At 32.5% G+C, this 16,816-nt stretch carries 14 protein-coding genes; all 14 read right to left on the bottom strand.

The window, feature by feature from the left end:
• Positions 1-24: 24 nt before the first annotated feature.
• Positions 25-2,145, bottom strand: coding sequence for a catalase (locus V9L04_RS11260; RefSeq protein ID WP_338789896.1), 2,121 nt, complete (start codon positions 2,143-2,145; stop codon positions 25-27).
• A gap of 238 nt (positions 2,146-2,383) precedes the next feature.
• The gene (locus V9L04_RS11265; RefSeq protein WP_338789898.1) at positions 2,384-2,794 is read right to left on the bottom strand and encodes an OsmC family protein; all 411 of its coding nucleotides are present in this window, start codon (positions 2,792-2,794) and stop codon (positions 2,384-2,386) included.
• Positions 2,795-2,965: 171 nt separating this feature from the next.
• A complete protein-coding gene (locus tag V9L04_RS11270; protein ID WP_338789899.1) occupies positions 2,966-4,753 on the bottom strand; it encodes a hypothetical protein in 1,788 nt (595 codons plus the stop codon).
• Between the two features lie 270 nt (positions 4,754-5,023).
• Positions 5,024-6,316, bottom strand: a complete 1,293-nt coding sequence (locus tag V9L04_RS11275) for an outer membrane protein transport protein (protein ID WP_338789900.1) — start codon at positions 6,314-6,316, stop codon at positions 5,024-5,026.
• A gap of 354 nt (positions 6,317-6,670) precedes the next feature.
• A complete protein-coding gene (gene speD / locus V9L04_RS11280) occupies positions 6,671-8,020 on the bottom strand; it encodes an adenosylmethionine decarboxylase (protein ID WP_338789901.1) in 1,350 nt (449 codons plus the stop codon).
• A 199-nt stretch (positions 8,021-8,219) separates the two neighbouring features.
• Positions 8,220-8,933, bottom strand: coding sequence for a leucyl/phenylalanyl-tRNA--protein transferase (aat, locus tag V9L04_RS11285; protein ID WP_338789902.1), 714 nt, complete (start codon positions 8,931-8,933; stop codon positions 8,220-8,222).
• A gap of 189 nt (positions 8,934-9,122) precedes the next feature.
• Positions 9,123-9,506, bottom strand: coding sequence for a DUF3037 domain-containing protein (locus tag V9L04_RS11290; protein WP_338789904.1), 384 nt, complete (start codon positions 9,504-9,506; stop codon positions 9,123-9,125).
• Positions 9,496-10,275: a HipA family kinase gene (locus V9L04_RS11295; RefSeq protein ID WP_338789905.1), complete on the bottom strand. Its 780-nt coding sequence runs from the start codon at positions 10,273-10,275 to the stop codon at positions 9,496-9,498. Before V9L04_RS11295 ends, V9L04_RS11290 begins: the two co-directional genes overlap by 11 nt.
• 130 nt (positions 10,276-10,405) lie before the next feature.
• Positions 10,406-11,014, bottom strand: a complete 609-nt coding sequence (locus V9L04_RS11300) for a cytochrome c oxidase subunit 3 (RefSeq protein WP_338789906.1) — start codon at positions 11,012-11,014, stop codon at positions 10,406-10,408.
• Between the two features lie 120 nt (positions 11,015-11,134).
• Positions 11,135-12,082 (bottom strand): heme o synthase, encoded by a 948-nt coding sequence (gene cyoE / locus V9L04_RS11305; RefSeq protein ID WP_338789907.1) that lies wholly within the window; start codon positions 12,080-12,082, stop codon positions 11,135-11,137.
• Between the two features lie 79 nt (positions 12,083-12,161).
• Positions 12,162-13,148 (bottom strand): COX15/CtaA family protein, encoded by a 987-nt coding sequence (locus tag V9L04_RS11310; RefSeq protein WP_338789908.1) that lies wholly within the window; start codon positions 13,146-13,148, stop codon positions 12,162-12,164.
• Between the two features lie 200 nt (positions 13,149-13,348).
• On the bottom strand, positions 13,349-15,298 hold the full coding sequence (locus tag V9L04_RS11315; protein ID WP_338789909.1) for a DUF3857 domain-containing protein: 1,950 nt from the start codon (positions 15,296-15,298) through the stop codon (positions 13,349-13,351).
• A gap of 211 nt (positions 15,299-15,509) precedes the next feature.
• Positions 15,510-15,998, bottom strand: a complete 489-nt coding sequence (locus tag V9L04_RS11320) for a DUF4494 domain-containing protein (RefSeq protein WP_338789910.1) — start codon at positions 15,996-15,998, stop codon at positions 15,510-15,512.
• A 334-nt stretch (positions 15,999-16,332) separates the two neighbouring features.
• Positions 16,333-16,815 (bottom strand): hypothetical protein, encoded by a 483-nt coding sequence (locus V9L04_RS11325; protein WP_338789911.1) that lies wholly within the window; start codon positions 16,813-16,815, stop codon positions 16,333-16,335.
• Position 16,816: the final 1 nt, after the last annotated feature.

Raw genomic sequence — 16,816 nt, forward strand, 5'->3', positions numbered from 1 at the left:
ACACTCAAAAATAATTTTAGTTTTCTAAACAGGAATATCTTTGACGATGGAAGAACGTTCCCAATTTCGATGATTTGCTATTGCTTCTATAAAATCTTTTGGATTAGCATTTACAAAGACTGCTTTATCATCTTTATGCTCTTTTACATAAGTATGATTGAGAAATTCTTCTCCTTCTCCTGTCACAGCTATTGCTTTACAATGCTTAAATGCTTCATTGACAAACTTTTTATACTTAGCCGTTTTCATTAGCTGCTCAACAGATTTTTTTCCACTAGGTATAAATATAGCATCAAATAATACGCTTTCAGTTGTCATTATAGCAGCATCTACTTTATGCTCCATACCTTCATTACATGTAATTGAACCACCATGAGGAGCTATAATTTTGACTACGGCATTTTCTTTTTCTAATGCTTCTGACATTTTACCAAAACTCGCCATATCAAATCCATTAGCAGCTAAGACAGCTATTTGTCTAGTAGCTATACTTTTGGTTTTTATGTGGGTTTGGCTTAGTGCATCTGATTTTTCCAAATAGTTTTTCTTCTTTGTTGGTTGCTGACTTTCCACATCAGCATCTGCTCCTATTGCCTGATTAATAGGTCTTTCTATATCTTTTGGAATACTCATTCCCAAGCCTTCTGCCACTTTATTAGCTAAATCTGTATCAATTTGTTCGATAAGCCAAAGCATTCTTTCTTGGATATGTGAATGTGTACATTTACCTAATTCGAAAGTATAGGCTTCTGCTACATGCTCTTTTTCCCACTCTTTTAAGCTGCGATAGAAAAGTGCAGGTTGTGAAAAATGATCAGAAAAACTCTCACTTCTACTTCTTACTTTTTTGGCATCTATACGCTCTTCAAACGAATCAAATCCTCCTTCAGCTATCTTTGCTAAATGTGGACATCCACCACTCAGACTATTAGGAAAATAAGCTGTATTTCCTTTTGGAATCTTGCCTTGCATGTGTCCATCACGTTGGTTATTATGTACTGGAACGATAGGCTGATTAATAGGAATCTGATGATGATTAACTGTACCCAAACGAGAAAGCTGTGTATCTCTATATGAAAACAATCGTCCTTGTAATAATGGGTCATTCGTAAAATCTAAACCAGGAATTATATGACCAGGCAAAAAAGCAACTTGTTCTGTTTCAGCAAAAAAATTGTCAGGGTTGCGATTAAGTGTCATTTTACCTATTTTCTGAACAGGTACTATTTCTTCAGGAATTAATTTAGTAGGATCAAGCAAATCAAAATCATATTTGTGTTCGTCTTCTTCTGGCACAATTTGAAAACCTAATTCCCATTCTGGAAACTGCCCAGCTTCAATAGCATCCCATAAATCTCGGCGATGGAAATCAGAGTCAGCACCATTAATTTTAACAGCTTCATCCCATGTTACAGAATGAACTCCTAATAGTGGTTTCCAGTGAAATTTTACAAAATGTGATTTTCCTTCTTGATTAATTAAACGGAAGGTGTGAATACCAAAGCCTTCCATCATTCTAAGACTACGAGGTATTCCTCGGTCGCTCATTACCCATATATGATTATGCAGTGTTTCAGTAGTCAAAGAAACAAAATCATAAAAAGTATCATGAGCTGAAGCAGCTTGAGGAATTTCTCTATCAGGCTCAGGCTTTACAGAATGAATCAAGTCTGGAAACTTCATAGCATCTTGAATGAAGAAAATCGGCATGTTGTTACCCACCAAATCCCAAGTTCCTTCTTCTGTATAAAATTTTACAGCAAAACCTCTCACATCACGAGCCAAATCAGGAGAACCTTTTGAACCTGCTACAGTAGAAAAACGAACAAATACAGGTGTTTTTCTTGATGTATCATTAAAAATGCCTGCTTTGGTATATTTCTCTTGACTTTCATATAACTCAAAATATCCATGCGCTGCACTTCCTCGGGCGTGAACAATGCGTTCTGGAATTCTTTCATGGTCAAAATGTGTTATTTTTTCTCGTAGCAAAAAATCTTCTAAAAGTGTAGCACCTCTTACTCCTGCTTTCAGAGAATTATTTGTGTCATTGACTTTTAACCCTTGATTGGTAGTCATAACTTTATTTTCAGGTTCTGTTTTATGCTGTTCTAAATCAGCCTGTTTTTTTGTTTTTTTGCTCATAATTGATTTTTAGATATTTTATAGGTTAAGAGTAACTGTCGTTAAATATGATAGTAGTTAAAACTCTATCTTTGTTTAATTCTTTATCAACATATAATTCTAAAAATAGTTATATAATTAAACAAAAAAATAAAAAAATCCTCATTCCCTTTTTTAATAAGAATGAGGATTTTTGTTGCCATTAATTTGTTATTCTATAATATAGCCTACAAAATAATGATGGAATATTTTATTAAGTTTAGTTGAGCGTATATTCTACACTAATTTTAGCATTTAAAACTTTTGAGATAGGACAATTTTGTTCAGCATCTTTTACTAACTCAGCAAATTTTTCTTCTGTAATTCCTTTTACTTTCGCTTTTAGTGTAAGATGCGAAGTAGTAATTGCACCATCTTCTAAAGCAATTTTACAATTAGTTTCTAAGTTTTGAGGAGTAAAACCTGCTTCTCCTAAGTTAAAACTTAATTTCATGGTAAAACAACCTGCATGTGCTGCTGCTATAAGTTCTTCAGGATTTGTTCCTGTTCCTTCTTCAAAACGACTCTTGAAAGAATACTGAGTTTCGTTTAGGGTTTTACTTTGTGTGGTAAGGTGTCCTTTTCCCTCTTTTCCACTTCCTTGCCATACGGCTGTTGAATGTCTTTTCATAATCTTTAAAATAAAATTGAGTTGATAAAATGATATTTGCTTGTTTTAAAACTCTTTTCATTTTGAATTTGTTTCTGAAAATAAAAAACTCTAATCATCTTTTTGAGATAATTAGAGTTTTGAATTCAGAATAACACTTTATTTTTTACTAAAATAAAGTGTTAATTATGATTAAGGGAATGTTATTCCTTTATAATTATTAACATCAATCCAAGGAAGTTTAGAATTATATTTTGCATTAATTGCTTTAATAAACTCATTTCCTGCAAGTGCATAACCACGTTGTGTAAGGTGAATACCATCTAAGCTAAATGCACCACCCAATATAAATCTAGCGTCATAGTTTACACCTTGATATGTATAGCCACCTAGTACTTGATTGAAAAAGCCATTCATATCTACATAAGCGTACTTAGCACCAGCAGCAGCTTGAAGTACAGTATTATATTCTGCCACAGCAGCATCTACTTTTGCTTGCTCACTTGGGTCAAGTACAAAACGCTCTGGCAATAGTGGTGGTCTACCAGCAGCAGCCTCTGCACCAAGGTAATTACTAGCTGTGAGTAAAATCAAATCATCAGGTGTAGCTGGGCGTAAGCCAAGTGGAAACTCTGCCGAACGCTCTGTTGCAATAATGAAAGGATTAGCACCTACTGAAACTGTAAGATTAGCTAAAAGAGCATCTAGTTGGCTACTGAGTTGTGTTTCTATGATAGCTTGAACCGCTTCACTTTGCATTTGTTGATCTGTTTGAGATTCTATAAGAGCTTGTGTAGAAGGCAAAGCTAATTGTGTTTGTATTTCAGCTTCAATGCCTGCTTTTACTAGTTCACTATCCATTGCAGCATCTACTCTTGTAGTAATGTCTGCTTGCCCGTCAGCACTTGCAATATAAGCGTCAGCAGCAGCTTCTGCTTGTGCTTGAGTTGCTCCTCCAGCAAGTTGCTGTTGAATAACTCCTGCACGCACTCCTGCTGTAACTTCTGTAGTTACATTTGCTCTAGCCCCTGCTACTACTGCAGGACGAATAATAGTTTCGATAGCTCCAGCTACTACTTGTGATCTAACCTCTGCACGCACACCAGCTTCTACAAGAGGTCTTACGCCTGCCGATGCATTAGCACGAAGTCCTGCATTGAGGGCTGTAACTAATGCTTCTTCCTCTGGCTCAAATTCAAAAGCATTATAAGCCACAGCCTTAAAATATGGCGCTCCTAAAATATTAGGAATATTGGCAATAGCTCCACCACTAGCACCATCCAAACCTGCTACAATGCCATTGATAGCTTGCTCAAAAAGAGGTTTTGGGGTAATTTGGTCTCCACCTTGGTCTCCACCAGAAGTAGCATAACCTAATACATCGTTATTTCCAATCCAAAGTGTAAAGAAAGTAGGATTTTGTGCTGCTGCATCAGCTACTACACTTGCGTTGGCAGAAGTAGCAAAACGCACAAAGAAAGGGTTAGCCAATCCTGTACTCAAATTAGAAGGATTACCATACCCATCAAACAATAAATGAAAAGACCTTGCACCTGGTACTCCCAAGTTTTGATAAGGTCCTCCAGCAGCTACAGAAGCAAAAACAGAAGGATCATTTTGTGTTGGAGTTAACATAGGACGCCCTTTTTCATTAAAACCAGTAAGTTCAATTTTTCCAGTAGCTCCACCACTACCATTTCCTTCTGGAACTAAGGGCGTACTGAAAGAAGCTGCTCCTCCTAATTTCTGCATACTCATAGCCATCATTTCAGGGTACGAGTTGACTTGCCCTTCACGATAAAGTGCACCATCTGCATAACCTGATGTTAGTGAGTTTCCTAGGGCTACATAAGTAGTAAAATCTGCACTACCTGTTGTGAGTGTAGGCTCATCAATTTCTGGCTGACAAGCAAAGAGTCCCATTGTAGCAATCATTGCTACGCCTGTCCAGCGTGAGAAAAGTTTTTTGTATAATTTCATAATGAATATATGCTAATTTTTGTGTGTTTTGAAATAATATAAATTAACAGTAGTATAACAATTACGACCTGCTAAAGCAGCGAAGCTAATTAAAAATTACGAATTACGAATTTCAATATAATCTATTTTACTTGACAACTCATTAAAACGTATTTATTTAATTCAATGTTATCTCTAAATTGAATAATTTTAAAAAGTTATCTCTGATTTTTTTGATAATTGACTTTATACATTTATCACTAATCATTAATAACTAATCACTATTATTTTTTATTCAGAAGCCTTTGAAGAGCCACCAAATTTGTAAGAAAGACCAAGACCAAATACATTTGCACCTGCTTCGAAAGTTCCATCAATTCCACCAGAGTTTGGTGCTGCTACATTTTCACGTTCTGCTTTATCTACTAATAAATAATGAACATCAATAGTAAATCTTTCTCCAACTGTATAGCCAAGACCTAATGTATAACCAATTGTATTTGCATCTGGAGTTTCTGGAGTAATATAACCATCCTCTACTGCTGTTTGGTCGTAATAAATACCACCACGCAATGCAAGTGATTCGGTAGCCATATATTCTGCTCCAAATTTGAAGACAGAAGAATTTTTGTAATGACGGTCTGAAACTGTTTCTGTTGATCCTAATACTGGAGCATCATATTCAAATTTTAATTCTTGATAAGCATCCCAACCTGTCATATTCCATTCTAAAGCAAGTTGTAATTTTTCTATTGGCTTTATACCTACACCAACAGAAATTACAGAAGGCAAAGGAAGTGTAGCATCAAACTTTGTAGCTTGGAAAGCTGCTTGGATTGGGCCTAATTGGGGAACTGTAAAAGTAGCATCACCCTCTTCTACTGTTAAGTCAATCTTAGAACGATAACTGATACCTAATGAAACTTTATCACTTGCTTCATAGTATGCTCCAATGTTAAAGCCAATTGCAGGAGTTGCACTTCCTTCTAAAAGTACATTACTATCACCACCAGCTTGAGCTATAGGAAGGTTGCGCTCAAGAGAAACTGAACCTGTTGCAATATCAAGACCTACACCAATTCCAAATTTTTCAGATACTTTGTAACTTACTGTTGGTTGAATAACAAATGCTTTTAAGCTAAGCTCATTTAAAGAATAACGTCCAGACCACTCATTGCCCCAAGTTACTGTCGAACCAAAAGGAGTAACTACGCCTAAACCTACTGTAAGTTTTTCATTTACTTTGTAAATACCATACGCAAAGAAAGGTGGAGAAAGAGGAGAATCTGTTTCTTCTATTGTTGTACTATTAGCTCCTAAATATTGCACATTAGAACTTACAATATTTCCTCCCAACATAATAGAGCTATTTTGCTCCATTGCCATTGCACCAGGGTTGAAGAATAAACTTGGTGCTCCTGCTCTAAAACCTACTGCACAGTTACCCATTGCAGTTACTCGACTACCTTGTAAAACTACTTGATAACCACTTGCCATAACATTAGAGCTTGAAAGCAGCACACCTGCACTTAACAGACCTGCTCCAATGATACTTGTAGTTGCTTTTTTGAGAAATTTTTTCATAAAATTTTCACTGTTTGTGTGTGTGAATAAATAATTAATGAATTATTGATTTTTGTGATATATTCGATTAATAAAGCAAAAGAATAGTTTTTTCGGAAGTTTTCAAAACCTAATTTAGTCGTTTTTGTCATTTTGATAAAAAACAAAATGATTTTTTGCTAAAATACTAAATTATCTTGCTTATTTTTACCGAAAAGGTATAAAAAATTCGGCTAACATACTAATTTACGAAATAAATTTGCCTTTTATTTTATAAGATGTCTCAGTTTTTGCCTTTAATTTTAATGCAAAAGTAAAGTGAAATACTTTTTGAGAAATTAGACTAGGACAGAGGAACAGTAGAAAATTAATCTATCATAACAAATTTTTAATAAAGTTAGGCAGACAAAAAGCAGCACTATGAATTTCTTGATTGTAATAAAATAAATCTTTATAAAAGTCAGATGTAAAATCTTGATTTTGTTCTATAAAAATAGTTTGGTTTTTACTAGCACATGCAAATCCCCACATTCCAGTAGGTAAAGAAGCCACAGCACTCAAATAAGGAAGAACTGTTTTATTATTTTGATTAAATAAAAATGTGTCTTTTAAAGAATTAATGATACTCACAAAACGCTCTTGATGCCAACGGGGAGCATCACATTGGGTAGCCAAAACACCATTATCATCTAATAAATTATATAGCTTTTTGAAAAATAACTTATCTAAAATGGGTTCTTGAATAGTATCGGCTGCATCTACAATTATTATATCAAAAGTCTGTTTTTTATCATCCTTCGAATAACTATTTAAAAATTGATTTGCTTCTGAAAAAATAAGTTCTAGTTTTGGATTTTCTAAAGCACTAGCAAGGCTTTCAAAATGACTTTGCGCAGCTTGGGTAACTATTTCATCTTGCTCAATCATCACTACTTTTTCTACAAAATCATAACGCAAAACTTCTCTTGCCGTTCCTCCATCTCCACCTCCAATAATCAAAACTTTAATTCCTGCTTTTTTAGATTCTGAACTGGAAATATTTTTTTTATAAAACGTAAAAGCAGGATGAACAAGCATTTCGTGATAAGCAGCTTCATCTTTTTGAGTAGCTACCACCAAACCATCCAAAACTAGTGCTTTTCCGAAAGCAAAGGTATCAAAAACCTCTACTTTCTGAAACTGACTTTGTTTTTTGAACAATGAATCGCCCTTATGTTTGAGTGATAAAGCTAGATTTTCGTCTCTTTCTGTAAACCAAATTTCTCTACTTATAGTATTTTCTTGATTTTTTGCATTAAAAACAGATTGTTTATTTTGAACACTAACATTACTGTTTTGAGAAATTGAGGAAGGTTTATAGTTATTTTTCTTTAAAAGTTCTAATTGCCCTCTTCTCATTTCTATTGTTGAACCATGGCTGGCTGAAAAAGCTTCTTTCAGGACATTATAGCATTTCCATGGGTCTGTGCTTTCGCCACAAGTAAACAGGTCAATAGAAGCAAAACCCCACTCTGGCCACGTATGAATGGCTAAATGACTTTCCTGAATCACGACAACCCCAGAAACTCCGTACGGAGAAAAATGATGAAAGGTAAGATTAATAATGGTTGCACCTGCTTCTTGTGCTGCATTTTGCATAGCATTTTGTACATATATTACGTCATCTAATAATGAGGGTTTACAATCATAGAGTTCTACAATGACGTGTCTTCCTAGTGCATTCAATGGCTTTTTTCTTTAATTTACTTTGTTTCTGTTTTAGTTTTAGAAGTTATTTTAACTATCGTCGTGAGGGACACTGACAATGGCAGAGTTATAAATTGAACAGTTTTAACATGCTGAACGCACGATTTCAAGCAGTTTTTAATTTTATGAACATACCTTAAATAACTTCTTAGACAAATATAATTAATCAAATCTGATTTTATGTAAAAATAAATTCAACAGAGTCATCAAAACTACTTTCAAAACTTTCTTTATCAAACGGTTTTTCTTTTCCTTTTTCCAATCGTTGTATAAATTCTTTACGAGGAATCATATCAGCACCAAATCTAGATAAATGCTCAGTAAAAACCTGACAATCAATCATTTCAAATCCATTGTGTAATAAATTTTTTATCAAAACTATAAAGCCAACTTTTGAAGCATTATCTTCTAAGGCAAACATAGATTCTCCAAAAAAACATGTTCCTACAATTTCGCCATATAATCCTCCTACAAGTTTTTCATTTTTCCAAACTTCTACCGAATGCGCAAAACCTTCATGATGAAGGTTGATAAAAGCCTGTTGCATTTCAGGAGTAATCCAAGTTCCGTGTTGATTAGGACGATTTGCCATCTTACAGTGCTGTATTACTCTTTCAAAAGCTGTATTAATAGTAACTCTAAACTCTCTTTTTCTTAAAATAGGTCTAAGGCTTTTTGCAAATTTGAAGTTTTCTGGCAAGATAACAAAACGTGGATTAGGCGACCACCACAAAATAGGACTATATTCTGAATACCATGGAAAAATTCCGTTATTATAGGCTTTTTTAATTCGCTCTTCTGATAAATCTCCACCTACTGCTAAAAGTCCGTCCTCATCAGAATACTGAACAGGAGGAAAATCTAACGTATTAGGATTAAGACGGTAAGCCATAAGGAAGCGTAATTTTTAAATAAAAAATAACTTAATACTGTTCTATGAATATATTCACAAGCTAAAATTGAGGTTTTTTATATACAAAGTCAAGTTTAAATTATTTTGAGATAAAAAATAAAACGTGGAATTTTAAACTAACTTCAATTTTCCAAAACTAATATTTAGCAGTATAATTTAGATAACATCTTATGACACATACTCTTTAAATATATCTTCTAATACTTCGTTGGGATTACTGCTTAATCCTGAGTAGGTTTTAGAACTTTGAATTATTGTACTTCTACTAGCTGTTAGCCATCCAAATCGTTCAGATAATTCTAATTGACCTATTTTCCCACTGGAAGAATTTCCTTGACACACTAATTTCCATGCTTTCAAATAATCATTTAATAGTTCTACTTCTATTTCACATGAAAATGCCTTTAATTTGTTCTCATTAATATTATATTTGATGTCTAAGAATTTTTTTCGTTTACAAAAAACGATGACCCCAACATTAAAAAATTCTTCTCGTTCTACTTTTGGAACAATTCGTAGGATGGCGTATTTGAATATAAATTTATCTTGCATCAGTGGCTTCTTTAACTAATAAATCAATATTAGTAAGTTTGGTGGTTATAAATTCGATGTAGGCATCTCTCATTTCTTTAGGAGACATAGTAATAGATTCGCTAGTTAGCCAATCTTCTGGAATAGCTGATACAATATCAATAATTTTCTCTTGACTTAAAGCCTGTTTAATTTCTATTGCAGCTTCGTTTAGCTTTGTAGCTTTCTTTAAAAGAACATGGTCTTTAATAAGAGGAAATGTCCTAGTCAAATGATTTCTCCAATTTTCCCAGTTGTGATGAAAATAAAAACTTGCTCCATTATCAATTATCCACAACTCATTATTCCAATGTAATAAATTAGTATTTTTATCTGTTCGGTCAATATTACTAATAATACTGTCTAACAAAACTACTTTAGAGGCAATAATTGGGTCTACATTATTTACAAGTGGGTCGTAAGTAATAGCAGAAGATAAAAACTGTAAGCCAAGATTTAAACCAACACTAAATTTGAGCAAATCTTGAATTTCTTCATCAGGTTGAGTCTTACTAAATGATTCATCAAGATTCATAAAGACCAATTCAGGGATTTTTAAACCAATTGCTCGTGCAAGTTCGCCACCAATAAATTCTGCAATTAATGCCATTTTTCCTTGTCCAGCACCTCTAAACTTTAGGACATATAAAAAATCGTCATCAGCTTTGACAATGGCAGGAAGTGAACCACCTTCTCGTAAAGGTTGTAAATATTGAATAACATCTACGGTTCGAATGTCTATTTTTTTCATACACACAAAAATAATCAAAATATAGATTGACAGCAATTTATATTTTATGTTAATCAAATTAATTAGACAAAAAAAGCAAGTTCATTTCTAAACTTGCTTTTCTATAAATATCTATTTTTTTGGAACAAATTTAATTCAATCCATCTTTAAAGAACATAAAGAAGAAGAATAAATAAACCCAAAGAAGGTCTAAGAAATGCCAAAAAGTCATGCACATAGCAATCGTATTAGTGTTTTTTGAATGAACATTTGATTGCATTGCTCTAATAAGTGTAATGGCAACAAAGACTAAACCAGCCACAATATGAAAAGCATGAAGTCCAGAAATAACATAGATAAACGAACCAGCAGGATTACTTTTTTCTCCAGCAAAGAAAACACCTGCATCTACAAGCTGTCCCCAACCTTTTACTTGCATATATAAAAATACAAATCCTAAAGCAAGTGTAAGCCAAAGACCAATTTTAATTTGTCCGATTTCATTTTTCTTAGCAGCCAAATATGCCCAGTGCATTGTAATACTACTAAGCAAAATAACTCCTGTACTCCAGTAGAAAAGAGTAGGCAAATCGAAAACGAGCCATTCTTTCAAAATATCTCCTTGTCTTACAATATAACCCGAAGTAAGGGCTGCAAAAAGCATAATTATACTTACAATAAACAACCAAACATTAAATTTCTTTGGGTGCATTGTTGTTATTTCTTGCTCTTCTATGTATATATTTTTTGTAGTATCCATTTTCTAATTTTTATAGTTGATTTAGTATAGTTGGTTTTGAGGTAGTTCAGACTTTCTAGTCTGAACAAGAAATTCTATTACAGTGAATCCAACAGACTAGGAAGTCTGTTATATATTTTATTAAATTTTATCAAATAATAAAGCTAGTTGAACAATAGGCAAGTAGAAAAATGAAGAAAACATCAGAAACAAAGCTGATTTGTTATCCCCTTTTTTGACCAAAAGCCACGCAGGAATCAAAAATAAAAGTCCACAAACAAAGATGATTACTGCAGAAATTTTACCAGACATTCCATACACATAAGGCATAAGTCCGATTGGTAATAAGAACATGGTATAAGTCAAAATTTGGATAGAAGTACGTAAAGTTTTTCCACCACTAGGAAGCATCTTGAAACCTGCTTTTACATAATCATCATTTCCAAGCCAAGCAATTGCCCAAAAATGAGGAAATTGCCATATAAATTGAATAGCAAAAAGAATGAGAGCAAACTGTGTAATTTCGCCAGTAGAAGCTACCCAACCAATAAGTGGAGGAAAAGCCCCTGGAAAAGCTCCAATAAAGACCGAAAGTGAAGAAATTCGCTTGGAAGGTGTATAAACAAATGCATATAAAAAGAGCGAAAGCAAACCCAAAGCAGCCGTCAAAGAATTTACAAAAGTAACGAGTAAAGCCCCTCCAATAATTGCCAAAATAACAGCAAAGATAATTCCTTCTGTTTGAGAAATTATGCCTGTTGGAAGAGGGCGAGTTTTGGTACGCTTCATATCTTTGTCGTATTCTTTTTCAATAACTTGGTTAAGCGTATTGGCAGAACCAGTAATGATAAAGCTACTAAAACAAAAAATAGCAAATTTTTTCCAGTCTGTAATCTCTTCTACTCCTAAAGCATATCCAATGGCAGAAGAAAAAACCACCAAAGCTGATAAGCGAAACTTTAAGAGCGCAAAAAAGGCTTTTAGCTTTGAGGTTTCGGCATGAATAACATCTGTGTTATGTTTATCTATTGGAGTTTTTGGAAGGTCTAAGTTTATGTCCAAAGTGAGATTATCGGTTTCGGTAAGCATAATATGTATTTTTTTGTTGCTTATTGCTCGTAAGGACACGAGCAATGGTATATTTTTCTTTTTTCTTCAAATAATTTATTTATCCATTAATCCTGTTCTCACGAGCGATATTTTTGCCAAAAAGAAAATCAAAATTAATAAATAAAATAAGCAGGATATGAATGCCCAATGCTACGGAAGCTAACAGCATGTGAACAGGTTGTAAGGGTTTTGGAATAGCAAAATAAGCCATAATAATTCCTGTGATTACTTCTATAACTAGGATAGAAAGAAGGCTTTTTCCAAATGTTGCAATACGTCCATTTTTATTGGCATTTTTCCAAATAGAGTAAATCAAAGCTACATGAAGAAGCAAAACCAAAATAGAAAAAGAACGGTGTATATAAAAACTCATTCCTAAGTTATCTATCCATTCACTTCGCATATTTTCGCCTAGCATTTTGGAAATATTATCAATATTTTCTCTTACTTGAGTTCCTAAAATAAGTTGAGCAAAAGCAACTCCTGCACTCGCAAAAGCAATTAGATTTACTTTCGGAATATTATTTATTTTTTCAGTTTTCAAAACGCCATTATATGAACGAACAACTGTATAAATCAAAAGTCCTACAATAACAAGAGCCATTATCATGTGGATGGTTATCATTCCTTCATGTAAATCAGACGAAACTACTTTTGCTCCTAACCAACCTTGTATAAGTACTCCAATCAAAGCCAAAATAGAAAGAAGAGTAATAATTTTATCTTTTTTCCAAAATGAAACTGAAAGAACAGCCGTAATTAGAATAAAAAGACCAATAAGCGCACCCAAAAGGCGATTGATATATTCTATCCACGTATGAACAGCATTAAAATCTGCAATTTCACGTCCCTGAACAGCAAAAATAGTCTTGTAATCTTCTGGAAGTTCACTAATATCTGTTGGTGGAACATACTGCCCAAAACATTTGGGCCAATCTGGACAACCCATTCCTGAACCTGTACTACGCACAATTCCCCCTACCAAAATAAGTAGGTAAACAGCAATAATTGTAGTAATTCCGAATTTGCGATAAATAGCAGCCATATTTGTAAAAATCTGTGTTGTTAGTAAGTAGACCAACAACGGCTAATTTTTTAAGTTGTTGATAGTTAGTAAAATAAACGTTCAACAAGAAGGTTTTTGATTTGGCTGCAAAGATACGAAAATATACGATTTTTATGGTGAAAAAAGTCTTTTTTAAGATAAAAAAGACTTTTTTGAAAATTAAACTCAAATCTAAAAAACTACTTCTTCTTCAAAATAATAACCTCACGATAGGCTTTATTTACTTCTTTTATCATTTTGTTCCAATCCTCAAAACTCTCATTATTCAATAGTAAATAATTTTTGTAGTAATTATGAGTAAATTTTATTTTGTTACCTTCTTTTTTGTATTCGATGTTATAACCAAATAAATCGTTATTGAAATCACTATTTTCTGGCAAATATTCTATTTCATATCCTTCAGGAATTTGTAAAAAAATGTCATTATTGGCCTTAAAAAGATAGTCATTTTCAATAGGCGATTTTCTATCTTTTTCTATTTCATCATTACTAAAGGCTTTTTCCATATTCATATTAATATAAATTTCATCGCCTACAAACTTTGCATAATCTTCAATTCTGAAATCATATTCAATCTTTAGAGCTTCGTCTTTTTCGTTTAGATTATTGATTTTGTAATCATCTACAAAAAACTTATTATTTCCTTTTGTAAAATAACGATTCATATAGATTTTTTCATTTTCCTTCGAAAGTCCGTCTATATAATGTGTCATGTAGCCTTTTGGATAACCTTCTGCTGAATACTGACCTTTTCCAACTAAATTTTTATCTGAAATAGAAAGCGAAACAGATTCTTTTGAATAGTTCTTTTCTTTATCAATAATTGGAACTAATGCAACTTTATGCTTTTCTCTTCCCATTCCTAAAAGTGCTTCCTTTCCTTGTATCATCGAAGAAGGAAAACCAAAAGGAGAATAAGAGTCTGTCGCATCAAGAAAAATAAATTCGCCTTCTGTTGGTTGATATGTCACAATCATGTGATTATCCACAATTGGAGTAGGAATTTCAGAGTATTTATAAGGTAAACTTCTTGAACCAATCCAAGTCAAATAAGTATTCTCAATTCCTGCCATATTGAGCATTTTATGGATGATAGAAGACATTCCCTTACAATCTCCATAACGTTTTGCATAGACAAAACTCGCCTCGCTAGGAATAAAACCTTGCATTCCATCCTCAAAAGCAATATACTTGATATTATCTTGAACCCAATAAAAAATATTTTTCACTTTCTCTTGTTCCTCTGTCACGCCTTTTGTAAGCTCTGTTACAGTTTTAAATAATTCTGCATCATCTTCTAAATTTACTTTACAAGACAAATTAGAATACCAATCATACAAATCTGCTACGCTTTTAGCTATTTTTTGAGTACGATTTGGATAATTTATTTGAGTTACATAATAGACAATATGAGGGGAAAAATAATTTCTTCGTGGTGCATTATCTTCTGCTTTAAAATCTTTTAAGTTTTTTGCAGTCCACTCATAAATAACATAATTTCCTTTTTCAGTCTTATTAAAATCTAGTTTTATATCTTCTGTGTTGAATAATTTGTAATTAATCTCTATATTTTTATTGACTTTCAAAGTCAGTTTTGCTGATTTTATTGGAACATAACTATCCAAATAAAACGAACTCAAAAAACGTGGGTCTTTGATATTCTGTGTAATCGAAACCTGTGTGCGAGCCTGTGGAGAAACATTAGGCATGATAAAGTTTGTAGATTCCAAATCATCATAAAATATTCCAGAAGAAGACTCTTTTTCTTTTTTGAAATATTCTACTTTCATTTTTTTGTAGCGTTTTCCATTTGGAACAAGTGTAACTGCATCAATATTTTCAATTTTAGAAAAATAAGATTCATACGCTTTTTGAGAAGCTAATCCTGTTGCTCTGTCGGTCAGAAATAATAAATCTTCATATTCGGTGTGTAAAATGGAAACTGTATCGCCTTCAAAATCAATCGTTATTTCATCATTTTTCTCTAATAAAACACCCATTTTATCAGGAAATTCTTTTTTATATTGATTATAAATGTCTTCTGGACTTTGGCTAAAAGAAGTAGAAATGAAAGCCGAAAAGAAGAAAGCTAGAAATACAGTTTTGACTATAAAATTATTTTTAGGCATTAAAGTTATCATTATAGAATGGAGTAGATGATTTTTTATAAAATTAGCACATTTTTAATTTACGAATTTTTACCACAAAAGGATTTGAAACAGAAATTTGTCTGTCAAAATAAATACCACAAAAAAAGCTGCAAATTTTACTTTTGCAGCTTTTTTATTCGAAAGCTAAAGCATTCGGTACGTTTTAATCATCCTAAAGTATAATCTACATTTAATCTTCTATCTCTTCAATTTCTGAAATAGGACGAAGATTTGGCGTAACTCTTTCGTCAGGTGACTTATAACGGAAAACTTCCACTAAAGGAGTTTTGATAATCTCAATGATTTCATAAGGAACGAGCATCGACGAAAATTCTTTTGTAAGACGTGTATGAGCATCTAACAAGTCATCAGCAGCAATCAAAACTTGATTTTTTACTTCACGCTCTTTTCCTTTTGCTTCATCAATGGTTACATAACGGATTTTGCATTTGTAGTAATTATCAACATTTGGATAGGTAAAAACATCTACAAAGTTCATTCTGTTGGCTGCTGCCACCGAAAATTCTCCTCGCATCGAACGACCCACTTCTTCGTGCATACGTGCTTCTGCTTCTGTGAGTGTGGTTGCGTCAGTCAGATAATTATCTTTCATGCGCTTTACCGTTCCATCTTCTAATTCTTTTGTATAACTGACTTTGCAGAGAAACCAATAATTCATTTTTGTATGGGATTTATATTTTGTATTCTAATTTTTTCTGATTGATTCAGTTCTGAGGAACTGAACATACATATTTTTTACCAAAAATACATATTTTTAGATAAAAATGCCAATTCGATTAGCAGGTTTTGAAATATGTTGTTTTTTATTTGGGTTAAAGCAAAAATCAATTTTTAAAATTTTATTCTATCTTGGTATTAAAATAATAAACCTTATCATGATTTTTATTAAGGTAGTTCAGACTGGAAGTCTGAACATCAAAAACAGTATTTTATCAAATTCAACAGTCTTCCAGACTGTTATACAAAAATAACCATAACCTTTAATTAAGAATCTAACATAAATCATATTTGAATTTACTGAAATAAATACTTTTCTCTATGTTGGGATAATAAAAAGGTAATTCCTTTATTAACTTATTAATCAAATCTTTTAAACTCTTATGAAATGAAGTTTGTAAATAAATGTAAGTATGATTATGAGTTTTACAATATATTTTTTCATTATCTAAATAATATTCTATGCTAAAATCTCCTTGTTCATTTCCACAACACCACACTTTTTCTGATTTTTTACTTTTTAAATCTTTCCAAGCTACATAAGATTGATAACAGAAACTTAAAATACTTCCCTTGAAAAGTAAAGAATTTTCTTTATTTTCATTATCCCAAAAAAGAATTTTTGAATCGCCAAATCCATCTAAAAAATTAGAAAAACTGAACTTATTATGAAAATCTTCAAAACTTAAATCAGCAGTTTCAAGAGATTTTAATTCATTTAAAACTGATTTAATATTAATTATGTATTCTATTTCCATA

Source organism: Bernardetia sp. MNP-M8, from assembly GCF_037126285.1.
GTDB lineage: Bacteria > Bacteroidota > Bacteroidia > Cytophagales > Bernardetiaceae > Bernardetia.